The 24,427-nt window shown below is 48.7% G+C and carries 18 protein-coding genes and 1 pseudogene; 16 read left to right on the top strand and 3 right to left on the bottom strand.

Going from position 1 to position 24,427, the window contains the following annotated elements; translation table 11 throughout:
- Positions 1-79: 79 nt before the first annotated feature.
- From AC1AX7_RS07285 to AC1AX7_RS07215, 15 genes and pseudogenes are all read left to right on the top strand, one after another.
- The gene (locus tag AC1AX7_RS07285; protein ID WP_476509419.1) at positions 80-1,705 is read left to right on the top strand and encodes a glycosyltransferase; all 1,626 of its coding nucleotides are present in this window, start codon (positions 80-82) and stop codon (positions 1,703-1,705) included.
- Positions 1,702-2,901 (top strand): hypothetical protein, encoded by a 1,200-nt coding sequence (locus tag AC1AX7_RS07280; protein ID WP_476509418.1) that lies wholly within the window; start codon positions 1,702-1,704, stop codon positions 2,899-2,901. Before AC1AX7_RS07285 ends, AC1AX7_RS07280 begins: the two co-directional genes overlap by 4 nt.
- Positions 2,898-3,995: a glycosyltransferase family 4 protein gene (locus AC1AX7_RS07275; RefSeq protein ID WP_476509417.1), complete on the top strand. Its 1,098-nt coding sequence runs from the start codon at positions 2,898-2,900 to the stop codon at positions 3,993-3,995. Before AC1AX7_RS07280 ends, AC1AX7_RS07275 begins: the two co-directional genes overlap by 4 nt.
- Positions 3,965-4,966, top strand: coding sequence for a glycosyltransferase family 2 protein (locus AC1AX7_RS07270; RefSeq protein ID WP_476509416.1), 1,002 nt, complete (start codon positions 3,965-3,967; stop codon positions 4,964-4,966). Before AC1AX7_RS07275 ends, AC1AX7_RS07270 begins: the two co-directional genes overlap by 31 nt.
- Positions 4,956-5,954, top strand: coding sequence for a glycosyltransferase family 2 protein (locus AC1AX7_RS07265; protein WP_476509415.1), 999 nt, complete (start codon positions 4,956-4,958; stop codon positions 5,952-5,954). The genes AC1AX7_RS07270 and AC1AX7_RS07265 overlap by 11 nt, the downstream gene beginning before the upstream one ends.
- Positions 5,955-5,991: 37 nt before the next feature.
- The gene (locus AC1AX7_RS07260; protein ID WP_476509414.1) at positions 5,992-7,107 is read left to right on the top strand and encodes a polysaccharide pyruvyl transferase family protein; all 1,116 of its coding nucleotides are present in this window, start codon (positions 5,992-5,994) and stop codon (positions 7,105-7,107) included.
- Positions 7,108-7,296: 189 nt separating this feature from the next.
- Positions 7,297-7,893: an LbetaH domain-containing protein gene (locus AC1AX7_RS07255; RefSeq protein WP_476509413.1), complete on the top strand. Its 597-nt coding sequence runs from the start codon at positions 7,297-7,299 to the stop codon at positions 7,891-7,893.
- A 35-nt stretch (positions 7,894-7,928) separates the two neighbouring features.
- On the top strand, positions 7,929-9,083 hold the full coding sequence (locus AC1AX7_RS07250; RefSeq protein ID WP_476509412.1) for a glycosyltransferase: 1,155 nt from the start codon (positions 7,929-7,931) through the stop codon (positions 9,081-9,083).
- Entirely contained in the window at positions 9,080-9,367 is a 288-nt protein-coding gene (locus AC1AX7_RS07245) for a glycosyltransferase family 2 protein (protein WP_476509411.1), read from the top strand. The genes AC1AX7_RS07250 and AC1AX7_RS07245 overlap by 4 nt, the downstream gene beginning before the upstream one ends.
- Positions 9,348-10,079, top strand: coding sequence for a hypothetical protein (locus tag AC1AX7_RS07240; protein ID WP_476509410.1), 732 nt, complete (start codon positions 9,348-9,350; stop codon positions 10,077-10,079). Before AC1AX7_RS07245 ends, AC1AX7_RS07240 begins: the two co-directional genes overlap by 20 nt.
- Positions 10,080-10,152: 73 nt before the next feature.
- Positions 10,153-11,685: a lipopolysaccharide biosynthesis protein gene (locus AC1AX7_RS07235; RefSeq protein ID WP_476509409.1), complete on the top strand. Its 1,533-nt coding sequence runs from the start codon at positions 10,153-10,155 to the stop codon at positions 11,683-11,685.
- 1,574 nt (positions 11,686-13,259) lie between these two features.
- Positions 13,260-13,613: pseudogene (locus AC1AX7_RS07230) on the top strand (thiamine pyrophosphate-binding protein); the annotation flags it as partial.
- 468 nt (positions 13,614-14,081) lie between these two features.
- A complete protein-coding gene (locus AC1AX7_RS07225) occupies positions 14,082-15,020 on the top strand; it encodes a hypothetical protein (protein ID WP_476509440.1) in 939 nt (312 codons plus the stop codon).
- Entirely contained in the window at positions 15,017-16,084 is a 1,068-nt protein-coding gene (locus tag AC1AX7_RS07220) for an NAD-dependent epimerase/dehydratase family protein (RefSeq protein ID WP_476509408.1), read from the top strand. Before AC1AX7_RS07225 ends, AC1AX7_RS07220 begins: the two co-directional genes overlap by 4 nt.
- 570 nt (positions 16,085-16,654) lie before the next feature.
- Positions 16,655-17,581, top strand: coding sequence for a DUF4238 domain-containing protein (locus AC1AX7_RS07215; RefSeq protein ID WP_476509407.1), 927 nt, complete (start codon positions 16,655-16,657; stop codon positions 17,579-17,581).
- A 1,392-nt stretch (positions 17,582-18,973) separates the two neighbouring features.
- On the opposite strand, the gene AC1AX7_RS07210 is transcribed toward AC1AX7_RS07215, so the two are convergent.
- From AC1AX7_RS07210 to AC1AX7_RS07200, 3 genes are all read right to left on the bottom strand, one after another.
- The gene (locus AC1AX7_RS07210) at positions 18,974-19,927 is read right to left on the bottom strand and encodes a glycosyltransferase family 2 protein (protein ID WP_476509406.1); all 954 of its coding nucleotides are present in this window, start codon (positions 19,925-19,927) and stop codon (positions 18,974-18,976) included.
- Positions 19,924-20,322, bottom strand: coding sequence for a hypothetical protein (locus AC1AX7_RS07205; RefSeq protein WP_476509405.1), 399 nt, complete (start codon positions 20,320-20,322; stop codon positions 19,924-19,926). The genes AC1AX7_RS07210 and AC1AX7_RS07205 overlap by 4 nt, the downstream gene beginning before the upstream one ends.
- 83 nt (positions 20,323-20,405) lie before the next feature.
- On the bottom strand, positions 20,406-21,470 hold the full coding sequence (locus AC1AX7_RS07200; RefSeq protein WP_476509404.1) for a hypothetical protein: 1,065 nt from the start codon (positions 21,468-21,470) through the stop codon (positions 20,406-20,408).
- A gap of 1,877 nt (positions 21,471-23,347) precedes the next feature.
- On the opposite strand from AC1AX7_RS07200, the gene AC1AX7_RS07195 reads away from it, so the two are divergent.
- Positions 23,348-24,412 carry an acyltransferase family protein gene (locus tag AC1AX7_RS07195; RefSeq protein ID WP_476509403.1) on the top strand — a complete coding sequence of 355 codons (1,065 nt, stop codon included), beginning with the start codon at positions 23,348-23,350 and terminating at the stop codon, positions 24,410-24,412.
- Positions 24,413-24,427 lie beyond the last annotated feature (15 nt).

Here is a 24,427-nt window from a genome sequence, read left to right as displayed (position 1 = left end):
GATGTTGGCGATCAAGTTATGGTACCGATTCACAGGCCTATTGCTGAAAATCGTGTACAAGGTGATATATGGCCGGCATATGACTTGGGGCAAAGGCTTCCACATGCGCAAGGGGTTCCAAGCCACGGTGGAGAACGGCGGCAGCATTGTATTGGGAAACAATGTCTTCTTCAATAACGGCTGTGCGCTGCACGCCCGTAAGCGTATCAGCATAGGCGACGAGACCATTTTCGGTGAGAACGTGCATGTCTACGACCATAACCATCGTTTCGCCGACCCGACCCGCGCCATAAAAGATCAAGGCTATAGTGAGGCTCCGGTGTCTATCGGCGCTCATTGCTGGATCGGGAGCAATGTGACCATCCTGAAAGGCAGCTACATCGGAGACAATACCGTCATCGGTGCGGGATGTGTGATCAGCGGTGACATTCCGTCGGATTCCGTGGTTCGCCCGGGCAATGGGCTGTCCATCACCCCGATTACACGAAAGGAATCCCCGATGAACTGTTCCAACGCCGCGGCATCATCTTCGTCCACTGGCATGCCGGAACGCGTGCTGGTGCTTGATACGGTGATGGACCGGGGCGGTGCGGAAACCATGATGATGAACTATCTGCGCCATATGGACCGATCGAAAGTCACCTATGATTTCCTGGTAAACCGTGACTACAGGGCCGCATATGAGGATGAAATCGAGCAGTTGGGCGGTCGCATTTACCGTATGTGCCCGATGTACCCGCAGTATTTCAGCCGGTACAAGAAGGAATTCAAGGCTTTTTTGCAGCACCATCCTGAGTATCGGATCATTCATTCGAATCTGGAGGAACGTAGCTATTTCGGTTTGCGTGTGGCGAAGGAGATGGGCGTGCCCGTGCGCATTGCCCATGCGCATAACCGACCGGTGGGCTTCGACTTGAAGTCCGTTTTCCGCGAGTATTTCCGTCTGCGTTTGCCGAAGTATACGACGCATATGTTCGCATGCGGCGAAGAGGCCGGCGATTGGCTGTTCGGCAGGAAGAACCATTCCCGTGTGATTCAGCAGCGTAATGCGATTGATACGGCACTGTACCGCTATGATGCCGAAACCGCTGCCGCCGTGCGCGCGGAATTCGGCGTGACCGACCCGAATACGCTGGTCGTAGGCCATGTCGGCCGTTTCTTCCCGCAGAAGAACCACACGTTCCTGATTGATATTTTCGCCGCGCTGCATAAGCGGCAGCCGAATAGCGTACTGTGGCTGGTCGGCGGCGGCGAACTGAACGACGAACTGAAGAACCAGATTCGTGAGAAGGTCGATCAGCTGGGGCTGCACGACGCGGTTCGTTTCTTCGGCGTGCGTTCGGACGTGAACCGCATCATGCAGGGCATGGATTGTTTCGTGCTGCCTAGCCTATACGAGGGACTGCCGGTAACGATGATTGAAGCACAGGCGTCCGGCCTGCCGTGCGTGATTTCCGATCGTGTTCCTTCGCAATGCGATGTGACCGGTACCGTGCAGATGGTTGCATTGAATGATTCGCCGGATCAGTGGGCTGCCGCCGTGCTGCGCCATGTACAGAAATTCGCGTCCCGTGACCGTGCCCTTGGCCTGGAGTCTGTTACCAATGCGGGCTTTGATATTACGGCTAATGCGCAGTGGCTGCAGAACTTTTATCTGGAAGTGTTGAAACGGTCCGGAAATGATGGCGGAAAGGCCTTTGCATGATTGCCATGCGAAGAAAACCTGCCGTACCGTTGACCCGCAGGGCGTTGCGGGTCAGACGTCATGCGATGGACGTCCGCAACAAGAGCGCGCTGCTTGTACTGATATTGCCGGTCATGGTGATCGCGAAGCTTATGGTCGCATTCTTTTTGCCGGCAAAGTATTTTTACGACAACAATCGTATTCTGGGCATGACCAATGTCACGCTCGGCCTTGCCGAGGTCTCTACCATGGATGAATGGGAGGGCAGTTATCGCGTCGCTTCCGATTTGTTCGCCAGTATCAATATCGGCAAATTGGATACCATATTGTCATGGTCGCTATGCTTGGGCGTATTATTCACGTTCCTGCTGATGTTCATGATGATTCGCGCCGATGCCCCGGACCTGTTCCAGTCGATATTCATTTTGGCTGCGGTGGGGTTGCTGAACATCTACATTTTCACCATCGGCAAGGATATCATCCAATTCGCTTTCTTCTTTGCAGTATACATCGTTCTGATGCTGCCGTTCGACAACACACTGCTCAAGATTCTTGGCAGCGCCGGCATTCTGTATTTTGAGAGCACGTTTTTCCGTGAATACTACATTCTGATCGCCGCGTTGATTCTGGCGGTGTATGTGGTTCTGTCGTGGTTCAAAAAGCGCGGTCGTATCGGTTTGGGCTCCTTGCTGGCTATCGGGGTTCTGCTGTTTGCGGTGATCTATGCTGCCATGCTGTCCGCTCAGATTCTGATGCCGGATGAATACAATCAGATGTTAGGACTGCGCGCAGGATACGATACTGCTTTTGGTGATAGCTCCGATTCGGCCACTATTATTTTGAATTGGATTCCGGGCGACGGCTTGCCGATATTCATGGTCAATTATGTCATTAACGCATTCCGCATGATGATTCCTATTGAGTTGGCATTGCGTGGCGTTTATTATTGGCCGTTTTTTATTTTTCAGTTGATGGTGACCTTGTATATGGTTCATCTGATCAGACAACTGAACCGTATCAATGAACCGGTGTTGTTTCTGGCATTATGCGTGTATTTGGGCTATGCGTTGGCATCGTTCATCTTCGAACCGGATTTCGGCTCATGGGTAAGGCATGAAACCGCCACATTTCCGGTGCTGCATTTACTGGTGTTGAATACATACCAGCGTATTCCTCTTACGCAGGAAGAACGCCGTTTGACGGAAGGACTGGTATGAAATCCCAGAGGACATCCATTGCATTCTTTTCCGGCGATATTACGCGGTCAGGCGGTACGGAAAATGTTTCGATTATGATTGCTAATGAACTGGTGAAAGAAGATTCGTTCATTATTTCTTTTATCAGTTTGTTTGAAGAATCGAATACGCCGTTTTTCGATATCGATGATCGAATCAACAGGTATACGGTATATTCCGTTCCCACGCACGGCATTCAACATTATTTTGATACCGTCTCAAGATTGAAACGATTGGTGATACAACATCATATCGAGATTCTTGTGGATATCGATGGCATTCTTGACATGTATTCATTGCCGCTGAAACGTGCTACGGGTGTGAAGGTCATTTCCTGGGAACATTTCAATTACAACCAGAATCCCGGTGTACCGTATCGTAAGCTGACACGTCGATGGGCCGCACGGAAGGCGGATGCCATTGTCACCCTCACCAGGGCTGATAAGCAATTATATGAGCGACATTTGCATCTGCATTGCCCGGTGGTTGCGATTCCGAACCCTATGCAGATGCCGGATCCTGAACCTGTTTATGATGTGGATTCCCATATCATCATCAGTTCAGGGCGTTTGACGTATCAGAAAGGCTTCGACATGCTGGTGGATGTGGCGGCTCAAGTGCTGCCGGCTCATCCTGACTGGCAGTGGTGGATTCTCGGCGAAGGTGAGGACCGCCCGATGCTGGAGAAGAAAATCGCTGAAGCAGGTGTCGGCAGCCAGCTGATTCTTAAAGGCCGCGTCGATAATATGGATGAATATTACCGTAAGGCTGCCATGTTCGTAATGACTTCACGGTTCGAAGGTCTGCCCATGGTATTGCTGGAAGCTAAGGCTTATAAGCTACCTATTGTGAGCTTTGATTGTGAAACGGGACCTGCTGAAATTGTAATTGCCGGCGTAGATGGTGATTTAGTATCAGCAGAACAGATTGATCAGATGGTGCAGAGAATATTCTGTCTGTTGGATGAATCGGAACGTAGGAAGCAATATTCGAAGCATGCATTAGACAACGCTATGGTTTTTGATTTGCCTAGTGTTGTGCAGCAGTGGAAAACGTTGATTGGGGCAATGAAATGATTTCTCAAGATGCTTTGGTGTCGGTCGTCATTCCAGTGTACAAGGTAGAGGACTATTTAGATAGATGCGTGCAAAGCGTGGTAAAGCAGGATTATCAAAACCTGGAAATAATACTTGTAGATGACGGGTCTCCAGATCATTGTCCAGAAATGTGTGATAGATGGGCCAGAAAGGATGATCGCATCGTTGTCATACATAAGACTAATGGGGGGTTAGCTTCCGCGAGGAATGCTGGTTTGGACGTGATTACTGGGGATGCTGTTACTTTTGTTGATAGTGATGATTGGATTGAGCCCAATTACATCTCAACATTACTGCAAAAACTTTTCGATACACCGGCAGAAGTTGCTGTAGCTAGTGGGTATATTGATTATGAAAATGGGTTCTCTCAGGCTGGTAAACAAAAGAACCCAGAAGGTATTACTGACGGCAATGTTGCCCTAGAATATTTTTTGTACCATCGTGCATTTAGGGGTGCCGTATGGGGGAAAATGTTTGACGCAAAATTTTTTGTTGGGAAAAATGGTGTCAGATTCTATGAAGGATTGAATAGTGAAGATTATTACGTGTTGGTGCAGGTATATAGTTGTATGAGTGAAATTTATGCAATGTCGGATAGACTATATCATTATTGTGTAAGAGCTGGATCAATTTGCACTACTTCAGAAGTTAATGCTCATACTTTTGACGAAATAAAAGTTGCAGATTTATGTGTAGATTACTTAGAGTCTATGAACTATCAGAACAAGCATGCTTTGAACTTTTTTATTATGCAAAGTCGTGTAGATGTTTTATTGTCGCTGTTTGGTAAGAGGGCTGATAAGAGTGACTTACGGAAGATAGCACATGAGCTGAGATTAAAGTTATGCCCTGTAATATTTGACAACGGCGTTGGTTTGCTTCTTAAAGTGAAGTTGTTTGTCGTTGCGTTCTTTCCTAGCGTTATTTACAGAATAATGAATGGCCGATGATTATTGGGGGAATAGTACTGTGAAAAAGATACTAATCAGTGTCATCGTACCTGTTTATAATTCGGCTTCTTATCTAAGGCAGTGTGTCGAAAGTGTACTGAACCAGACAAATGATAATTGTGAGATCATACTTGTGGACGATGGGTCTACGGATGGCTCGTCGCATTTATGTGATGAATTATCCGACAGTGATTCAAGAGTCGCTGTTTTGCATCAGACCAATGCTGGGGTATCTATTGCGAGGAATAATGCGCTGGATGTCGCAAAGGGCGATTACATTGTTTTTCTTGATAGTGATGATATGTTTACTCCTCTTGCTTTTGAAAAGTTGGTATCTTGTATAACTAATTATCAGCCTGACATCGTGCTGTTTAATTATAGAGTAAAGACGGAAAGTGCCAAAGAATCTGCGCTGGCCCCTCCGATACCTGAAGGAGATATGAATATTCAGCAGGCATTGAAATATGCTTTTTCTCCAACTAAAGGAAAAGGCTATGTCTGGAATAAAATATTTAAAAGAGCTCTGTTGGAGCATCATCCGTGTATCAGATTCTCCGAAGACATTCATTTTTGTGAAGATTTGCTTTTTTTAGTGCAAGCCGAGGTTCGATCTCAAAGAATTTATTCCATAAATGAGTATTGTTATGAATATGCTGATCGGTCAGGTTCTGCGATACATAGCATGAACCATAAAACGAGTACGTTAATACAAGCGTTTGATCGTATGCTAAATATTGTGCACGGCGATGCCGTGCGGTATTGCGCAGCTCAGTATGCTGTATTGAGCATGGAACTTCTTTATGGAGCCTATGATTGTCATGATGAGAAACTGATATCTATTTGTCGAAAGAATATCCGACGATATCGGTCAGACTATCGAATTTTGAAAAACGAATATCCTTGGAAAACGCGTATAAGAATGCTGCTAGCATATACTAATGATTCTATATTTTGTAGGATTTGGAACTGGGTCAAACATTTCATGTAGTTTTGAATATAACGACGTAATGTAGTGAAAGGCGAATATGATTCAAAACATCGGGATTATTACAATTAACGATAATACAAATTATGGTAATCGGCTGCAGAACTATGCTTTGCAACAACTTCTGCTTGATTACGGAACTGTTACTACGGTGGATATGCGGCCGGGGGCGTTGACCCGGTTCTCCTTCATTAAGTCAAAAGTTCGTAATCTTCGTGAAATAGTTAAATCTTGGCTCGGTCAATTGCAAGGTGGAAATTCTGCTTTGCAGGGTCGTAGAATATTGTCAAATGTCCGTTTTACAAAGGAATGTGTTCCTAACAATGTCTTCACTATGACGGTGTATGGCGGGTTGCAGGGAGGAAGCAAACTTGATGCAGTAGTACTTGGTTCTGATCAGATATGGAATTACCATGTCGTTACGAACGAAGATTTAGCTTTGCGTCTTGGCTCTCTGGTATCCGATCAAATACCATGTTGTACATATGCCGCTAGTTTTGGGGTGTCACGGGTCTCAGGTCCGGCAAGAGAAGTTTTTGCCAAGTATCTTCCGCGATTAAGTCGTATATCGGTTCGTGAAGATCAGGGTAAAGAGCTTGTCCGCGAATTGTCTGGGAAGGATTCGACAGTAGTCTTAGATCCGACCCTTATGCTTACAGACAATCAGTGGCGTAAGATTACGCGTAATTTTGTGTCTTCAGGTGAAAACTATATACTGACATATTTTTTGGGTAAGCCCTCGCCAGAACAAGAACAAACAATACAGGAATACGCCCGTGAGCGTGACTGTAAAATTCGTCGTCTGGTGGATTATTCAGATATCAATACCTATGTCGCTGGTGTTCGTGATTTTGTTGAGTTGTTCTCTAAAGCGCAATATGTATTTACTGACTCTTATCATGCATGTTGCTTTTCTTTAATATTTCATAGGCAATTTACCGTGTTCTCACGGTCTGACCGAACCGGAGAGCGAAATATGAACTCTCGTATGGAAACGCTATTTCGTTTGTTTGAACTCGATGATGGAGTTTGTGATGAAGGCATTTCTCCGGAGATTGATTATGAAGTTGTTCAACGGTTACTTGATCGATATCGAGAAGAATCGCGCACATGGCTGAATGAGACGATGATGGAAATGGGTATTTCAAAAAAATAATAGGAACTTAGAATAATTTATTTAAGAAAAGTAAAATATTGTTAGAGAACTATGACGGTATCTCATAGTTGTATGGCACGGTGTGAACTAGACTGGTTTCGACTGGAAATGCAGACAAAATGCAGTGTCTTTGTGTCTAGCTGTGTATGTCGTTGAGTGTGTGTAGCTGATTACTGCAGGTGATTATATATGATAAATAATGGCGATTTTAAAATTGTCACTAGATCTGATTTACGTCGATTTCTTGATACTGAGCGGGTGTTTTATATTTCTCAGAATAGACGCGATCGTTTGTACCAATATTTGGTATGCGATATCCAAACTCAGTTTTGGCGTTTCCAAAAGCGGTTGCGTGTCAGTGAGTACTGGTTTAACAATCGGCATCGTTCGTTCTTGCATTACATGATGTTTCTCTGGAAACTTCGTCGGAAGAACAGTATGGGTGCGAGATTGGGAATTAGCATTGCGGAGAATTGCTGCGATATCGGACTGCGAATCTATCATGAAGGTATCATTATCAACGGGCATGCGCGAATCGGTAAGAACCTTCACCTTCATGGGAGAAACTGCATCGGAAACCGTGGCATGACCGGAATGGACGACAAAAAGAACTGGGCGACTCCGACCATTGGGGATAACGTCGAATTCGGCATGGGGGCCACAGCCATTGGTGGTATCACTCTTGTCGACGGCGTGACTGTTGGTGCGGGGGCGGTAGTTGTCAAATCTTGCCTTCGTCAGGGGGAAGTGCTGACTGGAATACCTGCCCAACCGTGCAAAGCCTAATATTATATATAATCCGGTAAGGAGTTCGGTTACCAATGAGCGACCAGCATAAGCCCGTGCGTATCCTGCAATGGGGCATGACCACAGGACTTGGCGGGCTGGAGACCTTTCTTATGGGGGTGTACCGCCATATCGACAAATCTCTTGTTCAATTTGATTTTCTTCAGGCTCATGACGAAGGTCGTTTGGTGTTCGAGGACGAAATTCTCGATATGGGCGGACGAATATACCGGGTCATGGTTCCGCAGCGGGAATCCTTTGTTCAATCACGGAGATGTCTTGCGGAATTTTTCGCTGAGCATCGTGAGTTTGCCGGAGTACATGTCAATTCCAACTTCCGTTACGCGTTCCCCCTGCGATATGCCAGGCGCGCCGGCATCGGTCTTCGTGTCCTGCACTCGCACAATATTTCAGAATCACATGTACATAGTGATCCTCTGCATGAGCTCGCTTGGGAAATTCGTACGCGGAGCGTCAAACGCGACATTGCCACTCTTCCCACGCATTATTTTGCGTGTTCGGCACAGGCCGCGGAGTTCATGTTCCCCGATAAGCCCTTCACCTGGATTCGCAACGGTATAGACACGGCAGGTTTTGCTTTCGATCCAGATGTACGTGAGAGACTTCGGCGTGGGCTTAACATTGCCGAGACGACGACGGTGCTTGGTTTCTGCGGAAACCTTCGCAGTCAGAAGGACCCGTTGTTCTTGCTTGATATTTTTGATCAGTACCATCAGCTGAAACCTGACTCGAAGCTACTTATCGTTGGCGATGGCGTGTTGCGAGACCTGGTCGAGCAGCGCATTGTTGAAATTGGACTGGGAGACGCTGTCCTGATGCTGGGACAACGTTCGGATGTCGCCGATCTCTACCAGGCGATGGATGCCTTTGTACTGCCCTCACGATTCGAGGGACTGGGCATCGTCTACATCGAGGCACAGTGTTCCGGGCTTCCCTCCTTCGCGCCGGAAGGGAACGTGCCTCCTGAGGTCGCAGCCAGCGATCTCATGACTTTCGTGCCTAAAGAAAGTGGTGCGGAGAGCTGGGCACGCCTTATCGACCGGAAACTTGCCGCAGTCGGACCCCGTACCGATCGGGTCGCGCCAATCCGTGCCGCGGGTTATGAGATGGCCGATGTGGCCGCCAGTCTGCAGGAGTTCTATCTGACGCATGGAGGGAGAAAACTATGACAGAATGTACGGACGGGTCTTTAGTCAGCATCATCGTTCCGGTGTACCGTGCTGAACGGTTCCTGGACGCGTGCGTCGCGTCCTTGGCTGAGCAGACGTATCAAGCGCTGGACGTCATACTTGTGGACGATGCATCTCCGGATTCTTGCCCAGCGTTGTGCGATGCGTGGGCGTTAAAGGACAATCGCATACGCGTTGCACATACTGCCGGAGGGGGCGCGTCGGCTGCGCGTAATATTGGCCTGAACATGGCACGGGGGGGGTGTGATGTTTGTAGACAGTGATGACACCCTCGATCCCCGGACTGTGGAGCGGGCACTTGTTGCGATGTGTGCGACCGGCAGCTCCGTAGTTATCTTCGGGAAACGGTACATCGATGAAATGGATGTCGTGCAACGGACATCCGTCATCGACCATGACATGGTCTGTGATGGAGAATCTTATGATGACGATCTCGCGTATCTGCTAGACCATGACTACCTCAACCCGCCATGGGGCAAGATATTCAGGCGATCCGTCATCGATGGGCTGCGTTTCAACGAATCGATGGTATACGAAGAGGACCTGGATTTCAATCTTAGGGTACTGGCGACGCGTCCTCGCGTCTATGCCATGGCGGAGGCGTTATATCGGTACAGGCACATGGATTCGGGCATGGCAACAGTGTATTCGCAAAAGAAGGTCGCAAACGTCATCGCAGCGAATCGCGTCAAACTACGGTTCTTCGAAGATCGTCTGGGAAAGGCAGGCCTACGAAGTTTGGATCATCACATCGCCAACGATATAGGATGGGTCATTCCGCAAATTGCCGGAGCTCATGATGTCCCAATCGATCAGAGGATTCAAGACATCATGTCCATGACGTCGGAATCGACGTATCGGCACCATATGGTGCGGGGACTGCCCCACGCCGGTTTGTCGCGTATCCTCAAAGCACTGATGTTGGTAAACAGACAGTGCCTTTGGGAAAAATACATTACCTCATATGACGGATGACTTACCGGAATCCGTATGAGATGCCGCTCTGACATGGGTAGGGACGGTATCAAAGCAAATGAAAGCTGGAATTATGGGAAAGCACAAGCAGTTGGCCCTGAACATGGTGTGCAGCCTTGTCAGTTTTGCCATCAACGTCGGTATCGGTCTGTTACTTACGCCGTATATCGTAGCCAACATCGGCGCAGAGGCGTATGGTTTCGTCGGTCTTGCCAATAACATGATCACCTATGCGCAGTTGCTCACCATCGCCCTGAATTCCGTTGCGGGTCGATTCATCACCGTGGCGTATCACCAGGGAGACCATACGCGCGCGAATCGGTATTACTCTTCCACATTGGCCGCCAACGGATGCATGGTCGCCATACTCATGGTGATCGGCATACCCGTAGTGACGTTTCTCGATAAGCTCATAAACATCTCCCCGCATCTGGTCGGGGATGTCAAGGCGTTGTTCTTCTTTATCTTCCTGAATTTTGTTATCACCACCATCTCCAATGTGTGGACTGTGGCTGCCTTTGTGAAGAATAAGCTATATCTGACTAGCCTAGCAAACATGGCGTATGGTCTTACGCGAGTGATTGTCATGGTACTGATGTTTGGTCTATTGCCGCCCAAAGTCTTTTATGTGGGCATTGCGGTGTGTCTCGGCAATGCTGTGATGACAAATATCAACCACATCAACTCACGCAGACTTCTTCCGGAATTCAAATTCCGTAAGAAGGATATTGCATGGCGTTACATATTTGAAATGATTTCCGCTGGAGCATGGAACATCCTTGTCAAGGCCCAGCAGATTCTTATGTTTGGTATCCAGTTGCTTGTCGCCAATCTGATGGTGAGCCCGTATCTAATGGGTATGCTTTCAATCGCACAGACAATCCCCAACCAAATCAGCGGAATGGTGTATAACATCTCAAGTCTGTTTTTCCCAAAACAGACGCAGTATTATGCACAGAACAATAAGGATGCTCTGCTATCTGAACTGCGATCCGGAATGAAAATCTCTGGATTCTTCACGAACATCATCGTCGTCACTCTGATTTCAATTGGTCCTGTGTTTCTCCGTTTGTGGCAACCTGGGCAGGACACGGAACTGTTGTATTGGCTGATGTTGCTATGCCTATGCAGCTTATATGTTTCTGGTATATCCGTCGCGTTGCAAAATCTGCCCTTGATAGTCAATCGCCTGAAGTGGAGTTCACTGGCTTGGCTTATCTACAGTATTTTCTCCGCTATATTGCTCGTCGGACTGGTGAAGATACTTCCCGCTTGGGGAGTATTCCTCATTGCTTCCATTCCGGCAATGTCCGAGGCGTTGGCGAACATTACATTCGTGCCGTTGTATGCGTCGCATATCATTGGTGCGAAATGGTATACATTCTATACTGTCTATATTCGTTACTTCATCTCTACCGTAGTGTCTATTGGCATTTGTTTTATGGTTTCTCGTTTCGTGTCGGACAACATGGGATGGCTTCCCATGCTCGCCATGTGCTGCGTCTATGCTCTGATCTCGGCCGTCGTGAATGTTCTTCTCCTGCTTGGACGTGCAGAACATCGTATTTTGATCAACTTGCTGAAGCGAAGGCTTTTACGTTTCTGATGTGTGTTGGCCTCAGATATGAATGAATGGGAACTAAAATAATTCTTTAGTTTTTCATATGTATTGGGGTCGGTGATTTGGCCTTGAACGAGGTGTTATAGACTATAAAATGTCGACTTGAAAGAGTCTTGGTAGTTTTTGATTCTTCTCATCTGTTGAGAAAAGTTGGGTAATAGGTAAGAGCATGTATTATTTAGATGAGCTCAGGGCCAAGGTCATGCGTCTGCTAATGCGGCATGAAATTTGTATTCCTCAGAGGCAAGCGTGTTGACGTAGGTCTGCAAGGATTTGGTTGTTGCCTCGAAAGCATTGCGTCGCTGGTCTAGTCAAGCTGATCAGAGTATCGCGGTGCGCTTTTCACAAAATTGTCAGGCTACGTTGGACAAGTTGGCGTGTTTGCGATGCGAGGCCATGGAATTACGTCAGGCCAACGAGATTCCTACGACAACATCGATATTTTGCGGCGAGGCTTGGAACCCGCATCATTGATGGTTATGTGTATCGACGAGTATCGCATCCGGTCCAAATCGAGCATATTTGCGCGCAGTATGAACTGGCCCGATTTTTATCCCTGCCTTATAGATACGGTTGATACTGCCTGATGTGCATATAGCATCCGGTTCCATCTGTCGTAGCGTTCCGTGTCCAAGCTCGCATGCAGTCGTTTGGTACCTGCCGTGGACGATTCGGAACATGTTTATTCCCAAGTCTTGTGGGCTCTGGAATGCAGTTTGTGCTGCCGTACCAGTTCGATTCTGCATACGCCGTTTGTGGATTCGGCTATTGATATCGTAGAGTCGCCTATTGCTGATGTACGAGCGTGTACTGTATTTGTTGATTCGCATGGTGTGAGATCGGACGGATATGCTGTATGCCATGATCGGAGTGGTGTATGAGTCTTCGTGTCACATCATACTTGCCAGTCCATGTAATGTTGTTTCAATGGTCTGTTGCGGGATCTCGTTAGCGCTTATGTATTATCGTGCGCGCTCGGCACGTGGTATGACAGGCGGACGCGTCGGTTGCGGATGCCGTATAGAAGAACCAGCCGCCGGCTCATATGTATATGAATGTGATATCTGTCATTATCGTCGATTTGGCGCCTTTAGAAGGCTCTACCGTAACTGGCCTTTTCGGGCTGAATGTGCGAGACTTGATTTTACCTCATGTATGTATGCAGCCTGGTGCGTGTCCAGGTCTTCATTGCTTGATTGATTCACACCGAGCGGTTCAAGGCGATTCTGCGAGTCCCGCGGCGTGGTCCATGCCTGTCTTTGACCAGCGGCTCAAATGCTTCTTCGTTCGGCGTCTCCTATGTTGAAATTCGTTGTGACTGTTCCCGTTGGACTTGTATGCCTTGTCCGGATCTTTTCTGTGCTGTGACGATGTGAAACTCATAAAAGTTTGCTTTTCATTTTCGTAAAAAATAGGAATACTGTAGCGGAACAAAACAAGTGTGAATTTAGAGAAACACGCTGTACTGAATTATCCCGTTATGCTGTTCAACATAAATTTTGTGTTCTGCTAATCTTAAGTAGTACTGGATACTCTAATTAATTGGTGGAGGGAACATAATGGTAAATGACGTCGGAGGGGGTTACACCGACGAGGTAAACATTCAGATTCTAGTTGCATTGATGAAGCATCATGGGATTTCTCAAGTCGTTGTCAGTCCTGGCGCGACGAATGTGTCGTTGGTCGCTTGCTTACAACGCGATTCTTTTTTCACGGTGTGGTCAGCTGTCGATGAGAGATCAGCTGCGTATATCGCGTGTGGTATCGCTGCTGAGAGCGGAAAGTCAGTTGCGCTTTCATGCACAGGTGCAACGGCATCACGCAACTATCTGCCAGGCCTCACTGAGGCTTACTACCGTAAGCTGCCTGTTCTTGCTATTACGGCGACTCAGCATCTTGGCCGTATCGATAATCTTGTTCCTCAGGTTCTTGACCGTACCAATGAGCTCAATGATGTGTGTCGCCTAAGTGTGCAGTGTCCGACCGTCCATTCCGATGACGACCGATGGGCGTGTGAGGCTGCGCTGAATCGAGCGCTCCTAGAACTGACTCATGATGGTGGGGGGCCGGTACATATCAACTTGGTCACCACGTATAGTAATAACTTCGACGTTAAAGAACTTCCCTCGGTTCGATGCGTTGATCGTGTCGAAGCTAGCGACGAGATGCCGTCTTTGGACGGCAAGAGGGTCATTATTTATGTGGGTGCACATCGTGCATGGGATGAGCGCCTTCTGCATGCTGTAGACCTATTCTGCGCACGCTATGATGCAGTCGTAATCTGCGACCGTACGTCCAATTACCACGGCCCCTACCGGGTGGACGCCGCGTTGGTGTGCTCGCAGACGTACAGTACGGCTGATGTCAGGACGTGCGACGTCATGGTGCACATCGGCGAGATGTCCGGTGCTTATATTGGGTTCTCATGCAAGGAGGTCTGGCGGGTCGATCCGGATGGTGTGCCGCGTGATTCATTCAGGAAACTCCGCTATGTGTTCGAGATGAAAGAGACTGATTTCTTCGAAACGTACGCCGTCGCGCAGACTTCAGAAACTTCTTCCGACAACGACGCCTATCTTAAGGCCTGGCATGCCGCCGACGAATCGCTTCGCAAACGGATTCCGGAACTGCCGTTCTCCAACCTGTGGGTCGCCCAGCATTTGGCACCCATGCTGCCCAAGGGGTCCTCGTTGCATATCGGCATCCTGAACAGTCTGCGCAGCTGGAACTTCTTCGAAACCGATCCGTCTGTCAGCTGTTTCTGCAACACGGGCGGTTTCGGCATCGATGGATGCGTGTCTTCGATGGTCGGTGCCTCCCTTGCCAGTCCGGACAAACTGTTCTTCGGGGTTGTGGGCGATCTCGCGATGTTCTACGACCTGAACTCCATCGGCAATCGTCACATCGGCGCGAACATACGTCTGATAGTCGTGAACAACGGCGTGGGCACCGAGTTCAAGAACTACAGCCACAGGGCTGCGCTCCTCGGAGAAGAAGCGGATGCCTATGTCGCGGCGCGTGGCCATTACGGACGCCAGTCGCGCGACCTGTTGCGGCATTACGCGACTGACTTGGGGTTCGAGTACCTCTCCGCGCAGAATAAGGACGAGCTGCTCGCCGTGGCCGAACGGTTCACCGACCCGAACCCGCACGAGCGGCCGATACTGTTGGAGGTCTTCACCGACAGTCAAGACGAAAGCGACGCTCTCAAGATGATGTGCGAGATCGATATTGACGCGAAGGGAGCGGCGAAACAGGCCGTGAAGAACCTGCTTGGAAACAAGGGCGTCGCCGTCGCGAAGAAGATCCTAGGCAGGTGAGCAAGGGCATGCGAATCCTGATTCTGGGAGGTACAGGCGCCATGGGCGTGCACGTCACGAAACTGCTGGCGGACGCAGGTCATGAGGTCATTGTCACCAGCCGCGGCGCGCACTCCTCGGAAGGGAACGTCACGTTCGTCCGAGGAGATTCGAAAGACCTCTTGTTCTTGGAAGGCCTTCTTGCCGAACATTGGGACGCCGTCATCGACTTCATGGTGTGGACTACGGGGGAGTTTCGCCAACGTTGCCGGTTGTTCCTTGCGTCTGCAGGCCAGTACGTGTTCCTTTCCTCGTACCGTGTGTACGCCAATTCTCCGGTCATCACCGAGGACTCGCCCCGACTGCTCGATGTGTGCAGGGACGACGAATATTTGTCTACGGATGAGTATGCGTTGGCTAAAGCCCGCTGTGAAGATTTGCTCAGGTCAAGTGGCCAGGATAATTGGACTATCGTCCGTCCCGCGATTACGTATGACGGCACCGGCAGATTCCAGCTCGGCGTGCATGAATCCGATGTATGGCTATGGCGTGCATTGCATGGGATTCCCGTGCCGTTGCCAGAGCCCATGTTGTCCAAGCAGACGACCATGACATGGGGTGGCGACGTCGCCCGTATGATTGCCGGGCTGGTCGGCAACAAGTCGGCTTTGGGCGAGACATTCACCGTTTCCACTTCGGAACATTGCACGTGGGCCGAGATCGCCGAGATCTACAAGCGGGTGGTGTCGAGCCTTGAAATGGTTCCTTGCGAGCTATCGGCGTTCGAGCGCGAACGGGGAGGTGTGTATCAGATTCGCTACGACCGGATGTTCGACCGTGTGGTCGATAATTCCAAGGTTCTTGCGGTGACAGGGCTCGAACAGTCGGATTTGACATCCCTTGAACTTGGATTGACATCCGAGCTTACATGTTTCTTAAGGCGAGGCACGGTTAGGTGTTCCGGGCCGGGGGTTCACGCGAAAATGGATCGTATCGGGGGAGGGTGTCCGTCTCTTCGGCTTCTTACGGAGGAAAAAGGAGTGTCGGCGGCGGTCAAGTATCTGGTGCGTAGATTCGTGAAATAAGTACGCTTATTGTGATGTATCCGGACTGGTCGTATTTGAAAATTTGCGTAATTACCGAATGCGACCAGTTAGTCTTTAAAGCATCTAGACGCAAGTCTGAGTTCTATCCCATCTTCTTGACGCTTATCGGCTTTATTGACAGAGAAAAATGCAATGTGTGTTTTGTCAAGTTTTCCGACCAAAGTATCATCTTTTTCTGGCCATGTGACCAGTTAGTTTTAGGCCATTTCATAATGAAGGCTCGGAATCAGCCGGCTGCACTCGTTTTTTCTGTTGTCGTATGAGGAAATGTGTCTTATGCCAGGACCCGCCCTCGAACTTGATTATCCTGTCGTGGTACACGGTGTGGTTGATGATCACTGTGGTCTCGCTCACGTCAGTGCGCGCATGAGCATAAGCTGTCGCATGTTTTTTGTTGACCATTCTATGTGAAGGAATGACGTATTCTCGTTCAGTTGAGTGTGCGGTGTTTTTACTTTTCGCAAACTGTCGGGCGTAATCACTGTGTTTTGGTTGTTTTCAGTGTTATGTTCAAATGGGAAAATGGCGGTTTCCAGGTATATTGTGACCATGAGCGATGTCATGGTAGATGTAATTGGCAGGCCGAAAACGCGGAAGCAGCATTACGTCCCTCAATTTTTTCTGAAAGGTTTTACCTCGGATGGGAAAACTTTTTTCATCCTTCGCAAAGATGGGAACTCTAATCCGGCTGCTGTGAAGGATGTGCTGCAGAAACGTGATCTGTATGAGACTATCGTTCCTTCTGAAGACGGAGGTATCCAGGTCGTGTTTCCCAACAGCGTTGAACACTGCTTGGGTGAAATGGAAATGTCTCTGAGTAGAGGGTTGCGTGAAGTCCATTCTCTTCTTGTAAATGGTGGGCTAAATCGTGTCCTGACTAATGATGAGAGAAGCAGGGTTGTAGTAGCCGTTGCTATGCTCATGGCATCGCTAATCGTCAGGACACCGGAATCAATTGAGATGGCAAAAAGATCCGCACCTGATTTCTTAAACGCGATGCGTCGAAAGGGTATCAACTCACCCCAAGATATTGCAGACGCTCTTTTCAAGGCAACCAGGGAATGTCTGGACCCTTCTAAAATTACACCCGAGCAGATGGCCGAGCATTTTGCCATCGTGGCTGAGACTGTTCCCGCTGCATTACCGGATCCGATGGAATCGTCTATGGGCAGGGCAGTCGATTTCTTTAAAGATTGCAGTTTTACCTTTCTGATCACGAGTGAGGATTATCCGTTTATCGGAGTTTCCGCTCCCCGTGTGGATTACTCGCCAAAGCCTGTGCGAATCTTGTTCCCCCTATCTTCCCGTTTGTGCGTTATATGTGAGTGCGATGGTATGCATACTTTTGATAGAGCATCAGTGAATCCTGAAATATTGCGGTCTATCAATGATCTGATATTATCCACGGACGAGGCCGAGCTCAGATTCTGTGAATGTGCCGATTATCTTCAGAAGAAGCCGGATATTCCCCTTTGATGGATTTGGCGGTGTATTCGCTTTTGAAGATTGAATAGCGAGCATCGCGTCAAATATCACGCTTAGCGGTTCTTTGCTTTTATGGGTGAAGTGGTTGATCTGGGTCGCGAGCATGTTCTTGCCTTTGATTGGGCGGGGTTTGCCTTTTCCTTCGTAGTGTTTTATTTCGACGAATGAAACGTGCATTGGTAGCAGATCATGTCTTTTCCCATATTTGGCGGCCGAACGAAAGCGCGCAAAAATCGGACGTTGTTCCTTTTGTAGGGCAAGCCATTCCGCGTTAGACGACCGTCCCGTAAATTTTACGGGACGGGAAACGTCGCGGTATATATTTTTGTACAAGGAGGTGAATGCTGATACTAGTCCAGCTGATTCATGGTGTTAACTATGCTGTCTGTCGGTGCCATGCGTCCTCGCTGCTCATCCTCGATGTTTATAAAGCAACGTTGACAAGCGTTCATTGTCTTTAATAAAGTCCATTAAGTATTCTTTCGTTATTTCGAATTGTTCACCCTCTTTGTCTCATGTGGCTAAAGATTGTAACCCATTCCTATTTGTGATTTGAAAGCTGTGTACAATCCGATTTCGTTTTTTACGTAAAGAATCGAATAATGAAACGATTTCTTTATCGTCTGCAATTTTGCTTTCCTGAAGACGTTTTAGGAGTCTGCTACATTCCAAATTTATTAATTCACCCCATTTGGATTTTTGTGGATCCCCGCACCGTGTGTTTTTGATTAGAAAAACAAAGTTAGAATTAAAAACACAAATGGTGCTGCCGAGAAGTTTCAAGTACATCCCACAGTAAATCAAATCAATGCCCTCGCCTGCGGAATTGGTTTTAATCCGGCTATTGATTGGACTCTTCCTATCTCTTACCTCTGGGGAGAATAACTCGTAATGTTGACGAGCCTCCGGCCACACGTCTGTCAAAAGGCAGAGTTTGTCCCCGGGAAATCAGTGGTGCCGCATCTTCAGTGGAAGTCATCGTATATGCAGTAATCGCAAATGAAACAACAAACAGCGGTGGTACTAACAATCAACTGTGTTGATCCCATGAATCAATTTGCCGGTATTGCCATGCATCCTGTCCTCATCTTTTACAGATTCTCGAATCATTTTCAGGCCGCGTGAATCAATATGACGGCATCGGTCATAGTCAAAGTCACGAAGATAACGTCAGTTTTTGTGCATTCTTCTCCGGCGTCGAGGCGTAGAAGAAGCCTGATGTGCCGACAGCGATGGGTGCAGGCGGATGATTAGCGCAACAATCGAACGCGGCCCATCAGAAAATGTGATTTATGGCAGACAGAATGCGAACGCAGCATCCTGGTGTCAGTCCTTGTTTTCCCTTTGGATGTCGTTTCGCTTCGTGCGGCCGTTTCAGCTCGGTTAGTCCTTGCTTTCTTCCTGAATGATGTAGATGGGGCGCTGTTTGGTCTCGAGATAGGTCTTGGCGAGGTACTGGCCGAGGATGCCGACGCACATGAGCTGGATGCCGCCGATGAGCATGATTACGCAGATCGTCGAGGTCCAGCCCGCGACCGGGTCGCCGAACGCGAGCGTGCGCACCGCGATCACGACGACGAGCAGGAACGCGAGCAGGCAGAACAACAGCCCCGCGATGGACGCGATCACGAGGGGCGCGGTGGAGAACGCGACGATCCCGTCGAGCGCGTACGCGAACAGTTTCAGGAAGTTCCATTTCGTGCTGCCGGCGACCCTGTCGACGTTCTCGTAGGAGATCCATTTGGTGCGGAAGCCGACCCATCCGTAGATGCCCTTGGAGAACCGGTTGACCTCCTTCATGGACAGGATCGCGTCGACCATGGGCCGTGACATGAGACGGAAGTCCCGGGCGCCGTCCATGATGTCCGTCTTCGAGATGCGGTTGATGAGCGCGTAGAAGCGGCGCGCGAACCAGGACCGCACGGGCGGTTCGCCCCTGCGGTCCTTCCTCCTGGTGGCGACGTTGTCGTACTCGCCGGTCAGGAGGATGTCGTACATGTCCGGCAGGAGCGAGGGTGGGTCCTGCATGTCCGCGTCCATCGTGGCCACGAAGTCGCCCTTGGCTTTCTCGAGTCCGGCGTAGAGGGCCGCCTCCTTGCCGAAGTTGCGGGAGAACGACAGCCAGCGCACCCTGAACGAGTAGCCACTCCTGTCCCCGGCCTCGTGCATGAGCCGGAGCGTATTGTCGGTGGAGCCGTCGTTGACGAGCACGAGTTCGAACTCCAGGCCCTGGTGCCGTCCTTTCATGAACGTGACGACCCGGTCGAATTCCTTGAGGAAAAGGGGCAAGCTTTCCTGTTCGTTGTAGCAGGGCACGACCGCGCTGATTAAGGTCATTGGTTGCCTTCTTTCACTGAGTCGAGACGCTGGTACACGTAGAGCGTGCCGTTGTTCTCCTCGTCGACGGTCTCAACGAGACGGTACTTTTCGTCCAACACGGGCTGGATCGTGGGCGCTTCTGATGACTTCGGAAGGATGATGTATTCGGCTTCTGCTGTCTCATATGTTTTCAACACACGATGTTTCTGCTCTTCGCTATGAGACGCCTGCCAGTCCTGCAGACTTGCATACGGGTATACCGGTGTCAGGTCATAGCGCAAGTACATTCCGGTGTTGATGTTGTACAACGCTAACGACCCATCGGAGAGTTTTGCGTACTTACCTATTGTTGCACTGTTCAAAACTAAGTCGCTGTAATGGCGGTGATAGTTCACTGCGGTGAATGTAGCCATCATTAGAATTCCCAGACAAAGTATGATGGCGATAACGCGTTGTCGCCGTATGAATGTTTGAGCCAGATCGATGATAAGTGGAATCAAGACGATGTATGACCCTGCGTAATGTACGTACAATTCCGAGTTCGCCGAGAGCATCGTCGCCGTGATGCCGGAAAGGAACAATCCTGCTGCCAAAGGATTGAAGTGGTGCGTTTTAACATAGTGAAGTATCGGACACAAGAGTGCGGCAACGGGTATGATATATATATACGAACGAGGGAAGGAACATCGGAAAAGGATAATGAGGCCAGAGTTCGTCCAGTATCCTCTGCATAGCTCAAGTTGTAGGTTAATGTTCCGTACATGAATTCGCCGAATGCGCTATGCATCGTGAAATAGGCTGCGAAAGGTGCGAACAGGGTAAGGAAGCCTGCGATGAACATGCCGGCGTTCACGGCCAGGCTCTTCCACTGCTTGTGCACGATGAGCATGGCGATGAGTACTAAGGTGAACGCGCAGATGGTGATCGCGTTCGTCACTCGAGTCAGGAACATGGCCGCGAATCCGAAACCCTGCAGGTAGGCGGTTGACTTCCAGATCTTGAGTGTGTTCGATTCTTCGCAGTCTTTTACGTTTTTAATGATGATCCACAGCGCGCATGCCTGGAATGGTAGACATACGGTCTCGGTCATGTCGAAGTATGGGTACATGAGCGAAATGGTGAAAACCATGACGGCCCATAAGGTCAGCGAGCGAAGAATCCGATGTTCTTGGGGGAACAGAATTTTGATGGTCCACCAGGTGAAAAGCATTGTGATCAGCAGGAGCGCGGCATCGACGAAGAACGCTCCGTTGATGGTCTCAGTTATTAGCCAGCCGATCATGTTTGTGAAGAAAATCAGCGGTCCTTTGTGATCCCAGTAGTCCAGGTAGGGTATGCCTCCTTCGGCCCATACCTTACCTGCGAGCAGGAAGATATCGGAGTCGTCGTGTGTGGTGTTCTGCAGGTGTGCAGGAGCAAATGGGCTGAGAGGGTCTAGAAATGCCAGAATCATGAGCAGAATCGCTGCGTTGGTTAGGACGAAGGCTTGTTTTCCTATTGCTAGGCGGCGTTCATTAGAACTTGCCATGCCTGCACTGTGTCGGGGGATGAATGATTTCACCACATTACCTTTCCCTTCTGTCCCTGTCCGTGGAACCAGTCATTAATCCGGCTGTAAGGCTGGGGCTACCGTACTTCTCTTCCACTGGTAGAATACCTCTTTATGCTGATGAGTTCTAAACTTCGGGATTGATCTTACATATGCAACATTGCCTTCTGTATTTATTGCTCTGATGCGCTACTGTTTCGTTGTTTCTGGTGCTTGCGGCTGAATATCGGAGCGGTGATATTGGTAGTCAGCTGAATCGGTGCTGCGGATTAATCTGTTGATATCGTTACGCAAACCCAGTTTTTAAATTTCTTTCCATTCATCCTTTTAAAGTTCACGGAACATTTTTCATGTTGTGATTGCTTGAACCGATACGGGGATGTGTGAGTTGATAAATTTTTGCAAATTACTGGATATTGCTTTGTGCGATGGCTGTGCTATCTTGTCGGCAGTACCTAAAGAGGAGGTCTTAATAAAGGTTTCTCGTGTCAAAGAATGCTTTGTGGATATTGATGTATTAAAATTCATCGCCGTGCTTATTGCGGTCGCAAGCCATACGTCCGTGCTAGCGGCTATATTTCAGGACCATGGGATTGCGTTGAAAGCTGCAGGCACCGTTACTGGTTTAGCGATTCCTGTTTTTTCATTGTCTCAGGTTTTGCTTTTATCGTGCTAATGACGACTTGAAAACCAAAATATTCCGCATTTGAAAATCAGCGACTTCTGTTTTGCGGCTTTGTATTGCTTGGACTGGCATATACACTTGCCGTATTCCAAATATATGTTTGGTATGGAAGAACATTTGGATTGGAGCGCAATTCCTTGGTATATATAAGATTGTATCTGTCGGTGAGCGGCAGTTATGGTTTTACTCGCGATGGTCATAGGCTATTCGTCATTCATCCTCTGCCGTCCCGTGGTTTCAGTAGGAAGCAGTTGTTGATCGTCGGCTCGATAATGTTCGTTGCTGAATGATGTATTGAGTTCTTGCGGTCTATAACAGTTGTATCGGATTTTCCGACTCTTATTGAAAAACGTTACGTCGTATAAAGTGATTTTCGCCTCTCCGAGACTGCTCTTTCAAGCTTTGCTTTATCTCTTTGTTGATATGTTGATTGTGGATAAATACCAAACTTATTATTTTAGCTGTTTAAAAGATTAATTTTTCTGCGGGAATTGTAGCGGTATTTGCAGTTTCGGTTTTGTTGCGCAATTTTCGAATCCATTTATCAGTGTGTTTGCCGCATCGCTCTGCAGAGCGATTCCGGCTTCGGTGATTTTCATGTTCGCTGTCTCTCTCGTGAGATCACCCATTCTCTCGTTTTCTCAGACTTTATGTTCTGTAATTGCGGTCTTTTTATCTTGTGTGTATGTATATTATTCTGGCTTTTGTGTATGTCATTTGCGGTGACAGAGACGTGAGCCTATTAGACAATCGGTTTAGCTATACGGAAGCCTTCTTATTTGGTGTAATGTGTTGCGCTGTCGTTTCAGTGATTGTGGCTTTGCCAGACAAAAAAAGCAAGCTTGTCTCCTGCCTGTTTAACTGCCGACTATTTTGTTGATAGGGAATATCTGATTCTTGTGTGTTTTTGTTTCGCGTCAAGCATGAGAGAAGCGTGATCGGGGTGCGTCCGATGGTTTGAAAAGTCACCTGTGCGTTCTATCGGACATGGCCTCGGCATATCATGTTTTCCTGCATTTGGATGCTAAACGAGAACGTAAGGAATCGGACGGTATCCAAAAATTGAATTTGTGCAGATTCCTGGATCTATCGTATGCCACCGTTTCCAGAATCAGGGCGAGAATCGGTCTGGCCGGTGTACGTTTTGATAATGTAACGGGTTGATGAAACGCCAGATTTAGGATCGATTGAGAGGCGATTAAAAATGAGCCGACGTATCGTATGGGTTGATTATGCTAAGGGAATCGCCATTCTCGGCGTATTGCTGTTGCATACCGAGGGACATCTCATTGAAGGTTTGGGATATGGCATTGGCGCGTTCGACATGATGCTGTTCTTCGCGTTGTCCGGGTATGTGTTTTCGATAAAAAAGTATGCTGGTTTCGTTCCTTTCCTGTGGAGTCGTGTGCGAACGTTGGTGATTCCTGGACTTGCTTTTGGTTTTCTCGCGTTGCCGTTGCAGTGGGTGTTGAATTTTTCTCCTGCTATGTACACTGATTTGCCCAATAACGCAGTGCGTTGGCTGCTTGGTCTTGCCGTAAATCTGCGCGGTGGAGGGCTCGCTGAAATCCCTTGGTTTCTGGCTTGCCTGTTCGTGATGGAGATCGGCGCATACGTGGTGTTGCGCGTCATCGGTTCCCGTGATCATGACATAGCGATGTTGGCGGGGCTTGCAGTATTGACCTCTCTCATCGGATATGGCTACAGTGTGTTGATCCACAAAGCCTTGCCATGGTCTGGCGATGTCGCCATGTCCCTGTTCTGTTTCTTCCTTCTTGGCATGATTGCAAAACGGTTGGGTGATGATGCCGTCGGCAGGATGCTGAAACCCGTTATGATTCTTCCATCCGCAGTTCTGTTCGTAACATCGGCGTTTTTGAATGTATACCTATGCGGCGGTGGCGAAGCGGTGAACGCGTATCTGAACAGGTATGGGAACTATGCGTGTTTTATTGTCGGTGCGGTGAGCGGAATCTGGATGATATGCGCTTTGTGCCGCACCATTGAACGTGTGAAGCCTTTGGACGCCGTCATTCGTCGCCCCTTGTCGTATCTTGGCAGGAATACGCTGGTCATCTACTGCGTGAACGGTCTTATCTATCCGGTGCTTATTCCGTGGGTTCTGTCCGGACTGGATGTTCCGACTTCCGTGGGCCGCATGCTGTGGGTGGTCGCGTCTCTGGTGGTTAATCTGATTGTCTGCTCGATTGTTGCGTCGTTGGTGAACAGATTTCTGCCGGAACTGCTCGGCAGGAAAAGGAGTATATAAAAATCGTGGGCTGTT

Source organism: Bifidobacterium sp. LH_449 (assembly GCF_056356755.1).
Note: the sequence above shows the minus strand (reverse complement) of the source record. Positions and strands in the feature narration are given on the sequence as shown.